The sequence below is a fragment of the Paenibacillus sp. UNC451MF genome (genome assembly GCF_000686845.1).
Classification (GTDB): Bacteria; Bacillota; Bacilli; order Paenibacillales; family NBRC-103111; genus Paenibacillus_S.
Window position 1 is genome coordinate 98,206 of record NZ_JMLS01000009.1, and the last position, 20,014, is coordinate 118,219.

Genomic DNA, 20,014 nt, shown 5'->3' on the forward strand with positions numbered 1-20,014 from the left:
GTTATCATAAACAAACGATAAGCCGGTGTCAATCCTCCGCTATTTTCATATCATTTTCTCCGCAATTTTTGTTCTTCGCCTGTCCTATATACCGCCCGTCCCGCATATTATATAATAATAATAATTACGAATTAGAAAGGGAGAAATGTCCATTGCAAACGACGTTTATGCGCTGGGGGACCAATGTGCTTGCCCTCCTATGTATTCTCATGCTTTTTCTTATTTACACTCAAAAGCAGCCGCTAGATCTCAGCTTTCTGAATAGCGCAGAAATGCAAAGCTTCAAAACGTTATTTTTAAGCATCATTTTGGAGGCATTCCCCTTCGTCCTGCTTGGCGTACTGGTCTCCGCCCTGCTGCAAATGTTCGTCTCCGAGCAAACGATACGCCGGCTTGTCCCCAAAAATCCCGTGCTCGGCATTCTTTTCGCCTGCGTGGTAGGGATCATTTTTCCATTGTGCGAGTGCGGGATGATTCCTGTCATTCGGAGACTGATGAAAAAGGGAATGCCCGTCTATGTAGCCGTCGTGTTTATCTTGGTTGGTCCGATCATCAATCCCGTCGTCTATGCGTCCACCTATATGGCGTTTAGAAGCCGTCCGGAAATTGCATATTCCCGCATGGGGCTTGCGTTTATCGTAGCGCTTGCACTCGGGCTGATCGTGTACAAGTTTTTCAAATCGGATCCACTGCGCGGCTCCTTGCCGGTTGCGGCTGCAGTGCACCGTCATGAGCATCATCATCACGAACATACTCACACTCACGACCAACATCACCATCATTCAAATGAAAAAGACACATCATCTGATCACCATCATCACGTACATACTCATTCTCACTCCCATACAGGTGTGGCCGGGCGTTTCTTTGGCGTACTGGGGCACGCGTCAGATGAGTTTTTCGATATGGGGAAATATTTAATCTTCGGAGCCATGATTACAGCGGCCATACAAACCGTCGTAGCCCGTGAAAGTCTCGTATCCATAGGACAGGGCGATGTCCAGTCCCATTTGTTTATGATGGCGCTCGCCTTCATTCTATCTCTCTGCTCGACCTCGGACGCTTTTGTGGCTTCCTCTTTCACGTCAACCTTCTCTGCCGGCTCGCTGCTGACCTTCCTTGTGTTCGGACCGATGCTGGATATTAAGAGCATGTTGATGCTGCTGTCCGCCTTTAAAACCAGATTTGTGCTTAAATTATCGGTGCTGATTATCGTTGTTGTTTTTGTATGCTCCATTTTGTTTGAACGAATATTTTTGACATAAAGGAGCGTGACCAAGTGAGTCCGCGAATGTTAAGCCTTCATCACTTTATTAAGTCCGCGATCCTGTTTGGATTCGCCATCTACATCGTGTACTTGGTCAAAACGGACAATATCCTGTTCTATATAGCGCCGCGCATGATCGATTATGTTAAATGGTCTGCATTGGGACTGTATGCCATTGCCGTTTATCAAGTGTATCTGGGAATCCGTTCCTTGTGGGGAACAGCTGTTGAGTGCGATTGCGACCATGACCATACTCCCTCTTCATCACTGCTCAAAAACATAGCCTTGTACGGTTTATTCGTCATCCCGTTGTTATTCGGCTTTCTGCTGCCGGATACGTCAATGGGAAGCAGCCTGGCAGCTAAGAAAGGCATGAACCTGAGCAGCTCCAGCAATGTAAAAAAAGAGCCCTCAGGTACAGGCGCCACTGCTGCTCCAGCATCGCCGGCACCTGAGCCTTCAGGAGGAAGCTCAGGCTCATCGTCATCGAGTCCGAAATCCGCAGCAGCAGCTGCCACCAACTTGGACGACATGTTCCCAGCGGATAAATTTACAGAGCACTATGCCAAATACGCCAAGCAAATTTACAAGTCCGACATCATCCGCGTTAAGGAAGAACTGTTTCTTGAGACTTTGACTACGGTTGATTTGTACATGGACCGCTTTGTCGGAAAAAAGCTGGAGCTTACCGGCTTTGTCTACCGCCAGGAGGAAATGAAAGATAACCAATTCGTAGTCGGACGCTTCTCTATCCAATGCTGTTCCGCTGATGCTGCACCCTTCGGGGTGCTAGTCGAGTACGACCGGGCCAGTACGTTCGCCGACGATTCCTGGGTGACCGTCACAGGCACTATTCAAAAAACGAACTACAACGGCATGGACATTATGATGCTTAAGGTGGAGAAAATCGCCAAAGCTGAGCCTTCCAAATCGCAATATGTTTATCCGAACTTTGATTTCGGCACTTAACGGGGATAAGATTGGATACAGGGCGGCCGCAGCACTCTATCGCTGATAACCAGCGCTATGGTGTTGCGGTCGCTCTCATTTGATTCTCGCTTAACGCTGTTTTTCATCATGACAGAAGGAGCCTGACTTTGATACAATAAAACAAGCAGTCGTTTCAAACGATATATATAACCTTTTATTCTTACACGGAAAAGGAGATTTTTTCTCATGATCAAGCAAATAGACTGGCAAGGAACACCGGCTTATACCTTAGAGAACGATAAGATGATCGTTTCGATCTGCCCTGCTCTCGGTAACAATGCCTACAGCATATGGGATAAGACGCTGGATCGCGAAATGCTGCGTGTCCCATCCTCACCAAGCGAAATGGAACAGCAACCGGTTCAATTTGGTACTCCCATCTTGATGCCACCGAACCGGATTCGTGAAGGCCGCTTTCAATTTAACGGGCAATCGTATCAATTCGATATCAATCATGCCACAGGCAACCATATTCATGGTATGCTTCGCAGCCAATCTTGGACTGTAACTGCATCCGGTGAACAAGACGGTAAGCTGTTCATCACCTCTTCCATCCATCTTGCCGACGACGCCAACGTTCAGCGGCAGTATCCGCATCCGTTGGAGCTTGAAGTCACATACGTGCTGGAAGGCAGCCGCCTGAGTCAACAATTGAAGGTTCTGAATAAAGGTACTACTCCTGCTCCTTTCGGTTACGGACTTCATACTTGGTTTCTTCTGGACGGCGAGCCGGAGAACTGGAAGCTGACGCTGCCTGTGAGCGGTATATGGCAGCTTGATGATGCGAACCTCCCAACTGGCGATATCGTTCCGTTAGGCCAATACGAATCACTGCTTCAAGGCGTAGTTCTAAAAGGCCATAATCTGGACACAGTCTTCCAAATCGGCGATAATCCGTGTCTGGCTGTTTTGTCCAAGGACGATGTAGAGATCCGTTACAGCGGCTCTAAATTATTCAAGCAGTGGGTCATTTACACAAAGGGTGAGGCGCAAGATTTCATCTGCCTGGAGCCTTATACTTGGGTCACCAACGCTCCGAATATCGACCAGCCTGCAGACGTTACCGGCTTGCTCGGTATCGAGCCTGGTGCAACATTAGAGCTAGAAGTCAACCTGGAGGTTGTATATAAATAACAATAAAGAGACTGCAACCCTAGGCAGATAGCTGCTCACGGTTCAGTCTCTTTTTTATCCCCCTATAATGTTGCTACTGCTTACCCATTTCGATAATATATTTATCGGCTTTCTCCCCAGCCTCTCTTAGAACGGTATTTATGTCTTTTTTCTCCGTTACCATGGACTTGACGGATTCCTTCAGGAACGAATAAATCTTAGTATCATACTGCGTAGCTTCCGGCAGCGGTGCAGGCTTTACTGCAAAAATACCGGCTAAATTTTTCCCCTCATACAGCTTTGTATCGCTAGAGAACTGCTTTTTCAAATTCGAATCCTTAAGTATCGTAAGTCGAATTCCTTTATTCATCGACTTTTGGACCTCTTCGTTAATCAGTGTTTGAATAGCCGCGAAGGCAGCATTCTTATTTTTGCTGGTTGGTGTAATCATTGCCATATGGAAGTCAATTTCCCGGCCAAGCCCTGGTTTGTCATCATAGGAGGGAAACGAAACGATATCCCAATTGAAATCCTTGCTAGCCTCTTTCAGCTGAGGTAACCGGGTCGTCAAATTAGCAATCCAATACGGATACATAGCAAGCTTTTGATCCTTCAAGAAATAATCGATTCCGTATGTATATTTTTTATTGCCATCTACGATTCCTGGTATTTGATACAACTGATCATAAAGGCCGAATACTTTTTTATATGGATCACCGGTTACTACCGATTTTTCCTGCTTCGCATCAACCACCGGGAGAGAGTAAGCACGACTTAGCACCTGAGGGTCTCCCATATCAAGTCCAACATATTGAGTGCCCTGTTCAAGTCGGGTTACTTTGCGTGCAAGCTCCATGACCTCGTTCCATGTCATATTATCTTTTGGGTAAGGAACGGCAAACTTATCAAAAATGTCTTTGTTATATGCCATCACACCATAATTCATTGCATAAGGAATTCCGTATATTTCACCTTTAGGGCCGAATTTTTTGAGTAAATTAACCGCTTCTGGTTCCAAAACGTTGAAATCGATGTTTTGCTGCTTAATTCGATCGCTTAGGTCCATACCCAAGTTTTGCTTAAGCAGATCATGCAAATAATAATTGCTTGTTAAAATAACATCAGGCAGCTGATCAGCTGTAATGAGTTTGTCCAATGAGGTTCCCATCACCAGTTGAACATTAATATTAGGATACTTCGCCTTAACGGGCTTCGTTACCAGAGATTCCAAATCAGCTTCGCTCAATATTCCCGCATTATGGTTATAGAACGTTAGAGTGACCGGTTCATTATTATACACATTTTCGTTATTTCCTGAATCTTTCGACTCATTGCCTCCACATCCGGAGAGGAGCATGACCACCGATAAGCCTAACCCTACACAGCTTCGAACTTTATTCCCCAATCTCATTTACAGCCCTCCATGTTCGATATTTCAACGAATTTGACCATTTTCAGTGAAATTGATACCTCGTGTTGACGGTTGGAATTATCTGATGACCTCCTCATCCTAACTTACATTGCTTAACATTTGAATGAGCAATATAATTAAAACATGAACTATTGTGTCATTTCATTCATGGAGGAGACAATGGAAAAAACAGTTCTTTTATGCGGGTATTCTTATCATTTAAAGAAGGTCAGGCGAGGGGATAAAAGATTCGGTTTGGACAGCTATTTACTGCGGCTGCAGACGGAAGGGACAAGTACAGCAGAAATTGAGGGCCAAGAGGTAAAAATCGAGCCTGGAGACCTTATCCTGCTAAACCCGGGTACTTCCTATCAGCTCCAGGTGGATGTAACAACAGGAAGCGGAGATTACTACATGTTCTGTCAAGGAAACTGGATGGATGAATGGTGGAACCGCTATCCTAAACCGATAAAGTCCCGTATAAAAATCGGTGAATCGATCTTGCATCCCTGGAGACAAATTATTAAGGAAACACGCCGCCTAACGGAAGAAAATCAAGAATTGACCGATTATTTGCTTCGGGTCCTCTGCTTATCCGTCGATCGGGCTGTAACGGACACCAGCGCCTCATACAGTCGAGCCGTAACAGCTCTGAAAATGAAGCAGTACATTGAAGAACACGCTCATCATCCCTTCAAAGTAGAGGAAGTTGCCCGACATGCGTGTTTAAGCATTTCGCGCGCATCACATTTTTTTAAAGAATGCTATGGTAAAACCATGGTTGAGTATGCCCTTGAATATCGGCTGACTACTGCACTAGACCGCATGAGACATACAGGAATGACTATGGAAAGCATCGCTGAAAGCTGCGGCTTCGGAAGCTACACTTACTTTCATCGCGTGTTCAAAAGTAATTTTGGGCTATCTCCGTCCCATTTCCGCAAGCTAGAGAAATCGTTTCGTTAATAAGATACCAGCCTCCCCAAAAAAAATCACGATGAAGCTGTATGAGCCTCCATCGTGATTTTTTTGTATTACCTTCTAACAATCAATTATTAAACCAGCCCTCTGGAACCTTGGCTTCCCATGCATGAGGCGGCTTTATGCCCATCGCCCGGCAAGCAACAGCTGCCGTATCCATAAGACCCAGCTCTTCGGGAACTTCCGAGCCCGCCTTAATACCAGGTCCCGCACAGGTCCAGAATACCGTCTTATCCAGGGGTTCATCGCTGCCGTGCCCTTTGGGGTTCACGCCCCCTCCTCCATGGTCTGTCGTAATAATAACGAGACTATCCTCTAGCCAACCGGCTTCTTCCATAGCATCGAAAATTTTACCGCTAAACCGATCTGTTTCCGTAATAGCCTCCAGATAATCCGGCGTACCGTAGCCAAACTTATGTCCGGCATAATCCGGATAATCAAACTGCACGAACAGCAAATATAAATCTTGGTTGTTCTTTATATAATCAGCCACTGCCTCTCCCAGCTCTGCATCCGGCACAGACACTTTATGTACTCCGATGCCTTCTTCGATGATTCCGTCCATAATCGGCTTCCAGCATGTGAAGGCTGCTAATTTACGACTTGGATAAGCTTCACGCGCCAATTTGAAAAATGAAGGATACGGCGAATCATCGGGATACCGCTGAACGGCCGCTTTATCATTATCCAGCATATGCTTATCCGGACTCACTCCATGGAGCAGCGATCCCCAGCATTGTGCGCTAATCGTCGGTGATACGGTCTGCGCCCTAACAGTCGAAGCTCCCCGCTTCATCCATTGATCCAAATAAGGCGTCGAAGTATGCTGAACAAAGCTTCCGGCACCATCCCAACCGATCACAATAACCCTTTTGATTGGATTCGAATTTTGCTCCCCCATGTTCCTCTCCCCTAACCTGATAGTTTTTTCCAAAGCTACCTGCTCTTTTATTGTATAAGGAAATTACAATTAGTCAACACAAAATACAACAAAACACAAACAAATACACTTATACACTCACGGAAAAAGAAAAAGCACGAATCCAGCGTTGTCATCGCCGAATTCGCACTTATATTAAATCTATGGAGTATACATATTCGGTTGCGCCGGTGTGCTCATGCCGTTGCCAAGGAAATAGCTGGTATGCGGAGGCTGATTATAGCCTACATTTTGCCACGCTACGCCCAATCGGTACACCGGATCATGCATCAGGGTATACAAACGGGTGCTGGTTACATCCGTTGTAGTATAAATCCGCAGCGCGGTGCTGTCCGTCGTTCTCCACACCACTTCCTCGCGCCAATCACCCAGAAGGTCGGCCTGGAGCGTTGGTGTCGCTTTCGTGCCGTTGTTGGAGGCCGTTCCCGATGCAGTCAACAAGTTCGAAGTAGTGGAGTTAGAATAGTTCCACTTATCAATTCGGATGTCGTCAAGCAGCTCACGCTGTACGTCTCCATCCCACCAAATACCGAAGTTCGTGGAAGAAGGAAGCGTCGTGCCGATTTTGGTACCCGTGCTCGTATACAGGCCTCCGTTAGCCCATACTTCTTCACCCGGATAGCGAGGGTCGATATCGGCGGACATCCCTCTTCCTACATCTTTACCTGCATTGACACCCCAGATCGTCTGTCCTGTTTTGGCATCGCGATACTCTAGCCCGTAAGCAGCTGAAGCATTCTCATGCACCTGGAACACTTCCAAGCCAGGACGATTTGGATCGAGATCGCCCAAATGCATAGCATCTCCATGGCCCAAACCAGTAGAATACAGCTTGCCTCCGTTATCATCAAGAGCCATAGCACCGTAAATGATTTCATCCTTGCCATCTCCATCGACATCCGCGACGCTTAAGTTATGGTTGCCTTGGCCCGCATAAGCGGAATTGCCAGAGGTGTTCGAATCGAAGGTCCACAGCTTCGTCAGCTGTCCGCCCCTCCAATTATACGCAACGAGCACTGTGCGAGTGTAATACCCGCGAGCCATGACCAAGCTCGGCTTTTGACCGTCCAGGTAAGCAATGCAGGCCAGGAAACGGTCAACCCGGTTACCGTAATTGTCTCCCCAATCGTTAACAGTACCGCGAGGAGGCTCGTAATTGGTTGTAATGAGCGCTTTGCCGTTCGTTCCTTGGAAAATCGTCAAATATTCGGGACCGGACAGCACACGTCCAGTTGAGTTGCGATAATCCGCTGTTGAACTGCCGATAACGACTCCGGTTCCATCCTTGGTACCGTCTGCAGTTTTCATAGCGATCTCGGCTTTACCGTCCCCATCCAGATCATATGCCATCATTTGGGTGTAGTGCGCCCCCGCACGGATGTTTTTGCCCATGCTGATTCTCCACAGACGGGTTCCGTTCAATTTGTAAGCATCGACGAATACTTCACCCGTATAACCGTCCTGCGAATTATCCTTCGAATTGGAGGGGTCCCACTTCAAAATAATTTCATACTGTCCGTCCCCGTCCAAATCGGCCGCCGTTGCATCATTGGCGCTGTAGGTGTACGCTGTTCCGTCCGGACTTGTGCCGCCTGCAGGCTTCTGCAAAGGCACATTCAAATAGTTGTTCCCCCACACGCTTACCGTAGATGAAGCTGTCTGCTCCACTCCTCCCACAACTGCACGGACGTAGTAGGTTGAACTGGTCGTTCCTCCTGTATCTTGATAATTCGTGCTTGTGGTGATAGGAGAGCTGTTGAGCTTGGTTCCGTTTCGATATAAGTTAAATGAAATGCTGCTGGCTTCCGTACCGAGCAAGCGCCAGCTTACGAACACACCAGTTCCCGTCTTCACCGCAACCAAGCCCCTGTCCAGCTTTTCCATTTGTCTTGCAACACCTGCGGCAGAAGCTTGCTCTGGACTTACGAACGATTGCAGTGGAAGCAGGAACGAGCTTGCAAGCACGCAGCCTAGCAGCACTGTACCGGATTTTTTCATCTTTCGTTTCACTTTTTTTAGCATTTGTTTACCTCCTAAGAGTTTTCTGAAGGAAAACTTACTTCGTAAGCGTTAACTAAGAGTTTTCGTAAGAAAACTTACTTCGTAAGCATTTTTATGGATCAGGAAGTGTCTCTAATCGAGCTCATCATTTCACCCCCTAGTAAAGTATCACTGCATGACAGCGAACTTCATTTATTTTGCTTTTGCATCCTGAATTCGTTTGTTAGCCTCCTCTTCCGCCTTCCGTAACGCCGTATTCATATCACCGTTAAGCGCGTTGCCGACCGCTTGGGTGTAAGGAGATTCGAGGGACAAGTCGTAGATCGATTTATAGGGGATCGGGGCAAACTTATTGTAAAAAATCGCCTTTAGATTTTTATCCTTAAATTTACTTTCCGACCCGAACAGTTTCTTAATCTCCTCTTTTTTGGTGGCAGGCATTACCCCCATCTTGGACAGCTTCGTTTGAACTTCTTCAGAAGCCAAGTAGTTAATAACGTCCATGGCTTCATTTTTATGCTGACTGTTCGTCGTCACGCTGAAATAGGTTGGATATGGCTGCGACCCTACACCCGGTAAATCAGGAAATGTTGGCAGCGAGACCATGTCCCAGTTCATCGTTTCAAAATTTTTATCAATAAAAATACTCGAGGACAAGAGTGCGAAAGTAGCGACCTCATACGTTTTGAAAAATTCATTCGTATAAGGCGACTTGTTGGTCGCTTTGACAAAATCATTCCAGCCCCCGGCAATCTGAGGCTGCAGAAACGCCGTATCGATAAACTTGCTCCACTGCTCGTTATTGATGGTCGCTTTCCCCGTCTTCTCATCCACGTAAGGCAGAGACAGTTGGTTCATCCGGAATACGTGTGTCCCCGAAGAAGCGTAGCCCGCAATCTGCTTGTTGCCGTCGTTACGGACAAGCTTCTTCATCAAATCGGTAAATTCCGGCCAAGTCATACCATCCTTCGGATAAGGGACACCGGACTTATCGAAAATATCCTTGTTGTAGTACATCACAACATTGTTGTTAAATACGGGAATCCCGTACATTTTGCCGCCGGAGAGCTGTTTCATCGCATCCACCGTGCTTGGCTCCATCCTGCTTAAGTCGAGCTTGGTCTGTTTAATTAAATCACTCATATCAAACTGCAATCCGTTGCCGATAAGTCCGCCCGTCAAAAAGCTGATGGAGTCAAAATAAATGTCCATTTGCTGCCCCGCCACCAGCATTTCTTTAATCCCGTACTCTTTCTTAGATGGAATATATTTAATGGTATATTTGGGAAATTTGGTTTTGATAGCGTTTCCAAAACGTTCGTTGAAGCTATCCTCCGAATCACCACTGGTGGACACCACAACGAGCTCTACAGGTTCATTCGACTTAGGTTTCACTGCAGCATCAGTGGATTTATTTTCTTCTTTTCCTGCGCTGCATGCCGTAATCGAAGTGGCTACCGCTGCTATGACAAGCATTAGAAACATCTTATTTCCAGACATATCGGCACTCCCCTTGTAAACGGATACATTTTTCACCCGTTTTTTTTTGAATATATTGATTTGCTTTTGAGTTCATTATAATATACACGTAAAAGGGGGGGAATGATGGATATGGCTAGCTTTTTGCACGATACTGCTAATGAGAATTTGACTACCATACCTGGAATTTTGATTGCGGATCGATACAAGCAGCCGTACGGCTACAAGGTCACAAGGTCCAAGGGGACTGAGGACTTTTACTTAACGTATACATGCTCAGGAAAAGGGATCTTTCATAATGGAAGTGAGTCGCGAGAGTCCGTTGAGGGGGAAATCAGCATTATTACGCCGGGGACGCCTCATTATTATGCTACAGCCGAAAATGAGATCTGGCAGTTCTACTGGTGCCATTTTATCCCCCGGGAAGAGTGGATGCCGCTGCTGCAGCTGCCTGAGGCTATCAAGGGTATCAAATGGGCGCGGCTTGATACGGGGCTTATGAACATGCGGCTCTCGTCCGCTTTCTCCAGTCTGGTACATTACAATTTCGACAAAGGACCTTACTCAGAGCGACTTGCATTCAACGCCTTGGAAGAAGTGCTCCTCCTCATCGCGGGCAGTCGTGCGGTTAAGCTGCAAAAAATGGATCCGAGGATCCAAGAAACGCTCGATTTATTGTACGAACAATACTACAAGCCTTTTACGGTAGCTTCGTTAGCCTCCCATGTCAATTTGTCCCCTTCTCGTTTCGCCCATTTATTCAAGAAGCAGACGGGCGAGTCCGTTATGGAAATGCTCATTAAAATCCGTTTGCAGCATGCAAAAAAAAGGTTGGAACTCACTCCCCTGTCCATTGCGGAGATCGCAGCAGAGGTAGGATTCAACAACCCGTTTTATTTTACGCGCCAATTCTCTTCTTTCTACGGCTGTCCGCCGGCTACCTTCAGAAGAAAGATAAAATCGATTCAGTCTACGTAGACCTCCGTCAACATGACGACCGCATTCATCTCACCGATCCTCTGTCAGGTAAGAGGGATGCCGCCTTTTCTATACTCCTTAGATTACTGCTCGGCTGCCAGCAGCTCTCGGATCACTTTAACCGTATCTGCAAAATAAGGGAGATAATCCAAGCCCTCAACGAAATCCAAATACGTCCTAGCAATCGCTACGACTTGAGCTTTATACGAATCAGCAGATACCAGGTAAGTGCCGATCTCCTTAGAAGGTCCTTGCTCCCGCTCCTCCAATTCCGTTAATTCCAGCATCCCATTCTCCAAATGCTTAACACGAAAAGAATAGGCTCTGCATTCCGGGTCGCCGCAGCCGCAGCAAAAAAATGGAATACGCTGCCACAAGTCTGGAGCAGACCAACGATTGGGCTCCACATCGGATTTAGTGCTGAGCAGCAAAGCCGGCAGACCGACATCCACGCACAGTGGTTCATCTATAATGACTTCCCCGTCAATTTCCAGCAAGACATCCGCTTGAATAATTTGCAAATCCGAATCCCAAGACCATCCTGTATATGTCAATGCAAACATTTGCCTCTCTCCTCTCGCCGACCCAATACATGCCAACGTTTGCCGCCTGTCTCCTCATTATAAAAAAACGACAAACACTTGTATAGAAGAAGCCTGTCGGTCGACTTTATTTGCTATTAATTTCCAATTATTTTATGCGTATAATTTTACTTTTGGTACATACTACCTAGTGAACGGAGGTGATTACAATGGCACAAGGACAATCCCGCAGCAGCAATGCTTTAGTGGTACCTCAAGCTTCTCAAGCTTTGGATCAACTGAAGTATGAAGTGGCACAAGAATTGGGAATTCAAATTCCTCAAGACGGTTACTATGGTTTCATGGCAACTCGTGACACTGGTGCAATCGGTGGCCACATCACTCGTCGTCTTGTTCAAATCGCTGAACAGCAATTGGCAGGCAAGTTTACAAGATAATGATTCAACTCCATACTTACGCAAGGGGCGACTCCAAACAGAGCTGCCCCTTTTATGTTTTACTCCTGTTTTTCAACGTGAAAAACCCCGCCGACGACATCAGCCAGCAGGGAAACCGATTGTATGAAGCTAATAAGATCAAATGAAATAATAAATGTTAAAGGAATAAGTGCACAAACGAATACTGGGACATCGGTTTTTTGTAATATACATCATACATAAAATAATTAAATTTTTCTCTTCTTGTCTGCGTCTGCAAATATGCTTGCCATATTGTAGTTGGATTCAAAAGCTACACTCGTGCACAGCGTATTCTTTTTCATTGCGAATTCGAACAATATTTCCCCATGCGTCCATCTTTTCAGCTTCAGACACTCCACTGCCGTTTGACGAAACGATTGCACATGTACCTCAGACAAGCCTGAGTCCATAACTTCCAAATGATTCCCCTTACTTTCCACGGGAAATGCCCTTACCCCGAATTTACCAATAACATTGTTGCGGATTTGCACGAACACCGTCCCCGAAGTCAGATGAGCCAGCTCCTCCCTAATCTCACGGAATACAAAGTCCAGCTGTCTGGCTAAAGGCACATTTTCTAAAATCATTAATATCCTCCTATCTAGTTCGTATGTAGTATACTTCCAATAACTGTATGTTTTTCTAGGGCTGTAGCCCTATTATATGTAAATATTATGCGTTAATCAACAATAAATTACAATTTTCTAAAAACTTCCCATGATTCTACAAAATACTACACAAACAGACAACCACCCAGCGGCGATTGCCTGTTTTCTTGTGATTCTCAACGGATCTTTTTTATGTCAGGTCACAAACTGCTGCATTCAATTCAATCATATTCCGATCGGGATCCAGCACGTAAATCTGTGGAAATCCAGCTTTCGGATAAGGTCTTGCTTCATGCGGAATCTCCTTATGCTTCAACCATTCGATGGTTTCTGTATAGCTGCTGACACGGATCGCAAAATGACCGTCGCGCGTATGAATGTCTCCCTCTCTCAAGGTCTCTCCGTTATGTACGATGAGATGCAGCTGCTGACCATCTGGGCCTAATGCATACCAAGCACCAGGAAAGTCAAATGGCGGTCGTTCAATTTCTTGAAGCCCGATAATGTCCTTATAAAATGTCTTTGCCCGTTCCAAATCCCTCACGCAAATACTGACATGATGAATACCTTCGATAGTTATCAATCTTTATTCCTCCTCGATAATTGAAAATAACATCAATAAATCCCGATATTGTGACTTTTGGCATATTTCCAATAATGGGTATTTTCAGATCGCTTTTCTCTCGTTCCATATACCCTATTTTTCAGAAAACCACTAGGACAAATTCTATAGACCATGGTACTTTTGGGTGATATAATGCATCATAGTAAGATTTTAACATTCCATTCCTGAAGGGGACATGCTGATGAACTGGATACAAAGCTTGTCGTTTAAAAAGAAACTGCAGTTCGGCTGCTACACACTGGTTACCATTTATTCCATCGCTTTACTTATTATGATCCTTCAAAATTCGGAGCATCTCATTGCGGGCATTTCGTTTCTCGTCTTAATGATCGGGCTGACCTTTCCTTTTATAAGCTGGTTTGAGAGAACGCTTACAGAGCCGGTTAATACAATTTCGCGGGTAGCCTTGAACGTATCCAAAGGAGACTTTTCCCAGAAAATTCACGTTCAATCCGACGATGCCCTTGGGGAACTGGGTACCGCCTTCAACAAGATGATGGACAAACTCCGCGAAATTCTGCAGGATACCGGTAATATGTCGAAGCATGTCTTCGATTCTAGCCGTGATATTTTCTTAAAGAACGAAAACTTAAAAACGGTGCTAGAGCAGGTCGCCATTTCTTCTAATGAGCTAGCATCCGGCGCTAACCAAATATCAGAAGAAATTTCAGGTATTTCCGTAGCCACCAAGGACATCGAGCAAAAAGTCACCACCTACACTACCTCCACTAAAGAGATGGATTCCCATTCAGGACAAATGCTTTCTCTTGTTGAAAAAGGAATGCAATCCGTCGAAACCCAAAGCGAAGGCATGAAACGCAATGTTACTGCTACGGCTAATGTTTCGCAAACGATCGATTTGCTTGCCCAACAAGCCAATGGCATCTCTCAAATGACCAGGACGATCTCTGATATCGCCGAGCAAACCAATCTCCTCTCCTTGAATGCTTCCATAGAAGCTGCACGCGCAGGGGAACACGGAAAAGGCTTTGCCGTAGTAGCCCAAGAAGTGCGCAAGCTCGCAGAAGAATCAACAACGTCCACCAAGGAAGTATTTCAGCTTGTAAAAGGCATCGAGAATGGCATTCGACAGGCGCTCACTCATATGGCCGAGAACGAGCAAATTGTCCAGCAGCAGACTCAACTGATTCTGGAGACAGAGACCGTATTCGCCGAAATCGTACATAGCGTCAAATTTATCTCAGAGCAAATCGCTGCCTTTGCCCGCGAAAGCGAGCAGATGCTCGACAGCGCTCAACGCATTTCCGCTACAATGGAAAGCATCTCTGCAATAACCCAACAGTCCGCTGCCGGTACCCAGGAGGTATCTGCGTCCATGAATGATCAAATTAACGAAGTACAAGTCATTGTAGAGCAGTCCGAGCAGATGACCAAGCTGGTCACACGCTTGCAGCAAACCATGCAGGTATTTAAATTATAAATACATATTGATCCCCCACAGGGGATAGGAAGGCCGGGGTGCATGTCACCCCGGCTTTCTTTATACGGCTGCAAGCTTATCTCTTCGCTCTTGCAGGCGTCCCTTAAGCTTATTCCGTTAAGCTCATAAAAGCTTTAACATCTTCTACAGACAAATCCATTGCCCGCTGCCAAAAATCAGGCTGACGCAGATCCACACCCAAATGCTTTTGCGCAAGCTCTTCAACCGTCATACTGCCGGTATCGCGAAGCATCGCAATATATTTATCCTCGAAGGCTTCACCTTGCCGCAGTGCCTCTGCGTAAATACCGGAGCTGAACATGTACCCGAACGTATAAGGGAAATTGTAGAACGGTACTTCCGTGATGTAAAAATGCAGCTTCGAAGCCCAGAAATGCGGATGATACTCATCAAGAGCATGACTGTATCCTTCCTTCTGAGCCTCCACCATCAGCTCATTGAGCCGATCCACACTAACGATTCCTTTGGCACGCTCTTCATAGAACCGCGTTTCAAACAAGAACCTAGCGTGAATATTCATATAGAAGGCTACGGAGCGCTGGATTTTGTCTTCGAGCAGCGTAAGCCTTTCTTCTTCGTTCGCAGCGCCTTTGACGGCCGCATCTGCAACTACCATTTCGGCAAAGGTTGAAGCTGTTTCGGCTACATTCATCGCATATTCCTGTGCCAAGGCAGGAAGATCATTCATGACATGCTGATGATACCCATGGCCCAGCTCGTGGGCGAGCGTTGCCACATTCGAAGCAGTACCTGCGTACGTCATGAAGATACGCGTTTCTTGCGCTATCGGAAACGAGGTGCAGAACCCGCCGGGTCTTTTGCCTGGGCGATCCTCCGCTTCGATCCAGCCCTTCTCAAACGCCATAATAGCAAAATCGGCCATCTTCGGGCTGAAACGTCGGAATTGATCTACGATCAGCTGAGCTCCTTCGTCGTAACTGAAATGCTTGCTGCCTTCTCCGACAGGAGCATCAACGTCATACCAACTCAGCTTCTCAATCCCAAGCAGCTTAGCCTTGCGCTCCAAGTATTGTACGAAGATCCCTTTGCTTCGTTCAATAACTCCCCACATGGAATCAAGCGTTTCCTTGGACATCCGGTTAATCGCTAGCGGCTCCTTATGTATCGTATCCCATCCACGGCGTTCATAGAGCTTTAATCGGAAGCCAGCCAAATGGTTCAACGCATCGGCGCAATAATCAGCGTGCTCTCCCCATTGCTTCTCCCACAGCTCGAACAATCGCTGACGAACGGAACGGTCTGCACTGTGCATCCGATTGGCTGCTTGCCCCGCAGACAATTCCTTCGTTTCTCCGTTCTCTTCCCAAGGGACGCGGAATTTGCTCACAGTCGTATTATAAGCTTCTCCCCAGCCATGATAACCATCAATGGCCAGATCATTTACTAAAGCTTCCTGCTCGGGAGGCAGTTTGTCTGCCGCTTGTGCTCGGCGTTCCGTTAAAGGAAAAGCAACATTCTGAAGCTCTGGACTCGCCATCAGCTTCTCCCATACTTCATCATGAATTTCCGTTAATATTTGATCGAATCGGGTCAACTCACTTGCGTAGGTGGCCGATAGCGTCTTGATGCGTCCAGCGAGAATGATCGACTTTTTATCCGCCTGATTCTCAGCTGCAAGACAACCAACGAATGAGTCCGCTTCCCTAATTTTTTTCAAAATCGATTGAAGCAAATGGAGTGGAGGCATCAACACGGAGATATCCGCAGCTTGAGGCGCTCGCAGCTCATCTAGAATTGCAGATAAGGACTTCAAATCTTTTTCAAGTGCTTCCAAAAAAGCATGAAACGCCGAGGAACCGCTTCCGCCCGGGAAAAACCGCTCCAAGTTCCATGTCTGCTGCAATGGTGTTTTCATGCAAACATCGCACCTTTCCTAAAAATTAAGTACAATACTAATTAAACCATAAAAAATGCGGAACCCAAAATAGCAAATCCACCATATTTTGGTTGAATTGTTATCACGGGTGTGTTTAAATGGTGACTATAGATCTATTGACAGGAGTGAACGACAACATGAAACCATTACAGATCTCGCCCGAAACAGCACAAAAGCTGGCCAAACAACTCAATGTTCCTTTAGAACATCTCATGCACATGCCTCAGCATATTTTATTGCAAAAGCTGGCCGAGCTTGCTAAAAGCGCTTCCAGCAGTGATAAAACAGATGCCGACAGCTCCAAGCAGGAGCCATAAGCTGATGATTCCTTTTCAAAACACATGGCCCTACGAGCAGATCCAGCAGGACATTTACGTTCATGAATGCCCTTTCTGCAATAAGTCTAACGTACTACTTCCATTCAAGAAAAAGGATTTGCTTGAGATTAGCGAGGGAGCCAAGAAGCTGCTTGTATTCAACTGCTGTCATAACAAAATAACCATTGTGGATGCCGACCAAGATTATTTGCTTGCCAATCAGCCTTTAAGAAACAAACGCTAACTGAAGGTTCGTGCAGCGGTTGCTGACTCTGATCAGGAGTGGAATAAGACGCATGTACTATATTTCCTTTACGCACGCCTGCACCTTGATTGCTTTAAGCTATGTGGCATTAAAATTAAAAAATCGGCTTTTCATGGAACGTCATACGCTGCTCATCGCTTCCTTATTAACAGGAATTGCCTGCATTATTATGATGCTTAAGCCTTTTCCAAACGATAGCTTGTTAACGGACTTACGATTTGCACCGATCATAATGGCCGGTTTGAGGTTTGGCTCAGCTGTCTCCTTGCTTTCAGCCATTTTGCCTTCATTGTATATTTTTCATATCGGAGAACCCTTGGGGATTGTGCGCATTATGCAGGATCTAGTACTTCCTGCTGTGGTCAGCTCCCTGTATTACAAGAAAGAGCATGACAATGGTTATGCAATGATCCCTTTTCAGGACGGGATTAAGATCTGTGTAATTTTAGCCGCTATCCGACTCGGTATCCATGTGTATTTGCGGTATGAGATGACAGCCGGCCTCATTCTCTCTCATATGATTATGCTCGTCATTTCGATACTCGCTATTATGGTTCTTATAGTGATGTACAATGATGATAACCGGTCGATGATCTTGCAGCGGCGTTTTGAACTTCTTGCGAATCAGGACGGCCTTACGGGGCTTCCTAATTTGCGAAGTTTTATGACCATTGCTCGAAATACATTCCAGCAACGGCCGCTATCCATCATGATGATCGATATTGATAATTTCAAGCGCTACAACGACACGTTCGGCCATTTGCAAGGAGACAAGCTGCTGCGCGACATCGGCCAACTGTTACGTTCCCTGATAGACGAGAGAGATTATGCTGCCCGATATGGTGGAGAAGAATTTATTATCATGAGCCATACGGTCGACATCTCTCAGCTAGAACAATATGCTCAGAGGCTGTGCAGTGCGGTTGAAGAGCATCTCTATCAAGGAACGTGTTCTTCACCTACGACGATCTCCATTGGTATCTCTATCTCTGGCAGCAATAAGGATGATCTTCTGCGCATGATTTCTGAAGCAGATGAAGCGCTATACATCTCTAAGAATACAGGGAAAAACCGTTACACATTCTTCACATCTGAAACTGGCCTGGCAGTAAATAACGCATAATGCATCCTTCAACCAATGAATGAGCATTATGCGTTATTTGTTATACGTATGTAGGTTTAGCCAGTCTTACTCCATCATTTCCTGAGGCAGCTCCAATCTCTCCACAAGCATCTCCTCACGAGTAGCAGCCCATTGCTCCCGCGAAGCCCTGATCATTGCCGCATCCATAATCCGCTTATCGTTGATGACCCTGCCGAACCATTTGACCGCTTCGTTATATTTTTTGAGACGGCGGTTCAAATCCCCCATTAAATACATAAGCCGGGCATTGTTAATCTCAGCGCCCTCCGTTTCGAATACACCTGTGTAGGCGTCAAGCGCAAACTGCAAAAAGCGGTTTTCCTGCTCCGTATCCTGCTTATAACGATACAGCCAGGCAATATGGTGCAGCAAGCCTGCGATGATGCGGCCCTTCTCGTTTTTTAGCTGGGCACACAGCAGAGCCAGCTTGTACGTATACAGCGCATCATCCCAACTGCGTTCCACACCATAGTCCTTCATCACCCATTGCTGTGCTACTTTAGTTTTGAATAGCTCTCTTTGTGAGGGCAAAAATTGGGTGGAAGTGTTCTCTGTGCTTGCATATCCGCAAGACGGACATACTCGAACGACATAAAAATCAGGATTAATGTCTTTATAATGAATGCAAAAATCAGTATCCGTCTGCTTCGCTTTCTTGAAGCTCGGCCTTACTCTTGAAGTCTGAAAGGAGGTTTCGCAGTATGCGCAATCCACCTTCACCTGAAATAAAGGCTCGACCACAAGCCCACTTCCTTTGTCATGTAGTTTGTCCAACGCCGCAATGAACGAATGGCTGTCAACCATCCGCAGGTTAAGGCTCAAATCGAACCCTCTGAATTATATGTTACGGTTAATAAAATGATATGCCGGCCCCTTCAGACGCTCCAGCACAAATACTTGAAGCTCCGGTGCAAGCCCTACCTGGGTTAATGCTTCCTTCATGCAGCCCAACCAAGCATCCGCGTGCTTAGAAGTAATCTCGAAGGGCATATGGCGGGCACGCATCATCGGGTGGCCGTGCACGTCCGAATATAATGAAGGTCCGCCAAAAAACTGGCTCAAAAACATATATTGCTTCTCCATAACCGGATCGATATTGTCCGGAAATAACGGCCCTATTAACGGATGCGCCTGTACCAAAGGGTAAAACGCCTCCACGATGCGACGAAACGTCTCTGCCCCTCCCAGTGCCTCATAGGGCGTCATGCTCTGCGCTTCCTGCTGATCGGACACTCGTCTTCTCACCTGCTCTTTGTGAAGTGTATTTATTTCAATTATTCCCTTTATGAAACAAAAAAAGATGCTAATGCATGCGCGATTAGCATCCAGACCTTAGAAGAAACCGCAATATCCGAGGGCATTAACTTTCCAAATCCTCTTCACCGGAGGTCATTAAGGTTTCCCTAATGACATATACGAACGCACATACGAGAATTCCAGCAATCACACCTGTCATTTGACCAACTCCTATTCTCATATTGGTACTATTGTACCATACCTGTTCTTTAAATTCAGCAATTCTACAGCAAAATATCA

Annotated in this window: 20 protein-coding genes; 10 read left to right on the forward strand and 10 right to left on the reverse strand. The window is 46.1% G+C overall.

The features are described 5' to 3' along the window. Nucleotides 1-152 precede the first annotated feature (152 nt). The 3 genes from BP97_RS0112965 to BP97_RS0112975 all read left to right on the forward strand — a co-directional run bounded on the left by BP97_RS0112965 (nucleotide 153) and on the right by BP97_RS0112975 (nucleotide 3,391). Nucleotides 153-1,265, forward strand: a complete 1,113-nt coding sequence (locus tag BP97_RS0112965) for a permease (RefSeq protein WP_028549483.1) — start codon at nucleotides 153-155, stop codon at nucleotides 1,263-1,265. Between the two features lie 14 nt (nucleotides 1,266-1,279). After that, nucleotides 1,280-2,236: a TIGR03943 family putative permease subunit gene (locus BP97_RS0112970; protein ID WP_028549484.1), complete on the forward strand. Its 957-nt coding sequence runs from the start codon at nucleotides 1,280-1,282 to the stop codon at nucleotides 2,234-2,236. 207 nt (nucleotides 2,237-2,443) lie between these two features. Next, nucleotides 2,444-3,391 (forward strand): aldose 1-epimerase, encoded by a 948-nt coding sequence (locus BP97_RS0112975; RefSeq protein WP_036745795.1) that lies wholly within the window; start codon nucleotides 2,444-2,446, stop codon nucleotides 3,389-3,391. 73 nt (nucleotides 3,392-3,464) lie between these two features. Here the strand turns inward: BP97_RS0112975 and BP97_RS0112980 are convergent, their stop codons facing one another. Further along, the gene (locus BP97_RS0112980; protein ID WP_028549486.1) at nucleotides 3,465-4,781 is read right to left on the reverse strand and encodes an ABC transporter substrate-binding protein; all 1,317 of its coding nucleotides are present in this window, start codon (nucleotides 4,779-4,781) and stop codon (nucleotides 3,465-3,467) included. Nucleotides 4,782-4,961: 180 nt separating this feature from the next. Here BP97_RS0112980 and BP97_RS0112985 point away from each other — a divergent pair, with 180 nt between their 5' ends. After that, nucleotides 4,962-5,747 (forward strand): AraC family transcriptional regulator, encoded by a 786-nt coding sequence (locus BP97_RS0112985; RefSeq protein ID WP_028549487.1) that lies wholly within the window; start codon nucleotides 4,962-4,964, stop codon nucleotides 5,745-5,747. Nucleotides 5,748-5,829: 82 nt separating this feature from the next. On the opposite strand, the gene BP97_RS0112990 is transcribed toward BP97_RS0112985, so the two are convergent. The 3 genes from BP97_RS0112990 to BP97_RS0113000 form a co-directional block, all read right to left on the reverse strand. Further along, complete coding sequence (locus BP97_RS0112990) at nucleotides 5,830-6,663, reverse strand: alkaline phosphatase family protein (protein ID WP_028549488.1); 834 nt, start codon at nucleotides 6,661-6,663, stop codon at nucleotides 5,830-5,832. Between the two features lie 180 nt (nucleotides 6,664-6,843). Then, nucleotides 6,844-8,700 carry a rhamnogalacturonan lyase gene (locus BP97_RS0112995; RefSeq protein ID WP_442952363.1) on the reverse strand — a complete coding sequence of 619 codons (1,857 nt, stop codon included), beginning with the start codon at nucleotides 8,698-8,700 and terminating at the stop codon, nucleotides 6,844-6,846. Between the two features lie 195 nt (nucleotides 8,701-8,895). Further along, nucleotides 8,896-10,203 carry an ABC transporter substrate-binding protein gene (locus BP97_RS0113000; RefSeq protein WP_028549490.1) on the reverse strand — a complete coding sequence of 436 codons (1,308 nt, stop codon included), beginning with the start codon at nucleotides 10,201-10,203 and terminating at the stop codon, nucleotides 8,896-8,898. A gap of 111 nt (nucleotides 10,204-10,314) precedes the next feature. On the opposite strand from BP97_RS0113000, the gene BP97_RS36145 reads away from it, so the two are divergent. Further along, nucleotides 10,315-11,160, forward strand: a complete 846-nt coding sequence (locus BP97_RS36145; protein WP_197035459.1) for a helix-turn-helix domain-containing protein — start codon at nucleotides 10,315-10,317, stop codon at nucleotides 11,158-11,160. Between the two features lie 83 nt (nucleotides 11,161-11,243). Here the strand turns inward: BP97_RS36145 and BP97_RS0113010 are convergent, their stop codons facing one another. Beyond that, a complete protein-coding gene (locus BP97_RS0113010; RefSeq protein ID WP_028549491.1) occupies nucleotides 11,244-11,723 on the reverse strand; it encodes a hypothetical protein in 480 nt (159 codons plus the stop codon). A 188-nt stretch (nucleotides 11,724-11,911) separates the two neighbouring features. On the opposite strand from BP97_RS0113010, the gene BP97_RS0113015 reads away from it, so the two are divergent. Then, complete coding sequence (locus tag BP97_RS0113015) at nucleotides 11,912-12,139, forward strand: alpha/beta-type small acid-soluble spore protein (RefSeq protein ID WP_028549492.1); 228 nt, start codon at nucleotides 11,912-11,914, stop codon at nucleotides 12,137-12,139. A gap of 227 nt (nucleotides 12,140-12,366) precedes the next feature. On the opposite strand, the gene BP97_RS0113020 is transcribed toward BP97_RS0113015, so the two are convergent. Then, nucleotides 12,367-12,747: a hypothetical protein gene (locus BP97_RS0113020; protein WP_028549493.1), complete on the reverse strand. Its 381-nt coding sequence runs from the start codon at nucleotides 12,745-12,747 to the stop codon at nucleotides 12,367-12,369. Nucleotides 12,748-12,958: 211 nt separating this feature from the next. After that, a complete protein-coding gene (locus BP97_RS0113025; protein ID WP_028549494.1) occupies nucleotides 12,959-13,351 on the reverse strand; it encodes a VOC family protein in 393 nt (130 codons plus the stop codon). A gap of 223 nt (nucleotides 13,352-13,574) precedes the next feature. Here BP97_RS0113025 and BP97_RS0113030 point away from each other — a divergent pair, with 223 nt between their 5' ends. After that, nucleotides 13,575-14,834, forward strand: coding sequence for a methyl-accepting chemotaxis protein (locus tag BP97_RS0113030; RefSeq protein ID WP_028549495.1), 1,260 nt, complete (start codon nucleotides 13,575-13,577; stop codon nucleotides 14,832-14,834). Nucleotides 14,835-14,943: 109 nt separating this feature from the next. Here the strand turns inward: BP97_RS0113030 and BP97_RS0113035 are convergent, their stop codons facing one another. Then, complete coding sequence (locus BP97_RS0113035) at nucleotides 14,944-16,731, reverse strand: M3 family oligoendopeptidase (protein WP_028549496.1); 1,788 nt, start codon at nucleotides 16,729-16,731, stop codon at nucleotides 14,944-14,946. Nucleotides 16,732-16,889: 158 nt separating this feature from the next. Here BP97_RS0113035 and BP97_RS0113040 point away from each other — a divergent pair, with 158 nt between their 5' ends. Genes BP97_RS0113040 through BP97_RS36150 form a run of 3 tightly spaced genes read left to right on the forward strand, consistent with a single transcriptional unit; the run spans nucleotide 16,890 to nucleotide 18,457 of the window. After that, on the forward strand, nucleotides 16,890-17,069 hold the full coding sequence (locus tag BP97_RS0113040; protein WP_028549497.1) for a YycC family protein: 180 nt from the start codon (nucleotides 16,890-16,892) through the stop codon (nucleotides 17,067-17,069). A gap of 4 nt (nucleotides 17,070-17,073) precedes the next feature. Beyond that, nucleotides 17,074-17,313: a hypothetical protein gene (locus tag BP97_RS0113045; RefSeq protein ID WP_028549498.1), complete on the forward strand. Its 240-nt coding sequence runs from the start codon at nucleotides 17,074-17,076 to the stop codon at nucleotides 17,311-17,313. 52 nt (nucleotides 17,314-17,365) lie between these two features. Then, complete coding sequence (locus BP97_RS36150; protein WP_051620550.1) at nucleotides 17,366-18,457, forward strand: diguanylate cyclase; 1,092 nt, start codon at nucleotides 17,366-17,368, stop codon at nucleotides 18,455-18,457. A gap of 66 nt (nucleotides 18,458-18,523) precedes the next feature. Here the strand turns inward: BP97_RS36150 and BP97_RS0113055 are convergent, their stop codons facing one another. Beyond that, nucleotides 18,524-19,219: a DUF2225 domain-containing protein gene (locus tag BP97_RS0113055; RefSeq protein ID WP_028549499.1), complete on the reverse strand. Its 696-nt coding sequence runs from the start codon at nucleotides 19,217-19,219 to the stop codon at nucleotides 18,524-18,526. Between the two features lie 96 nt (nucleotides 19,220-19,315). Beyond that, a complete protein-coding gene (locus BP97_RS0113060) occupies nucleotides 19,316-19,684 on the reverse strand; it encodes a globin domain-containing protein (protein WP_036745839.1) in 369 nt (122 codons plus the stop codon). Nucleotides 19,685-20,014 lie beyond the last annotated feature (330 nt).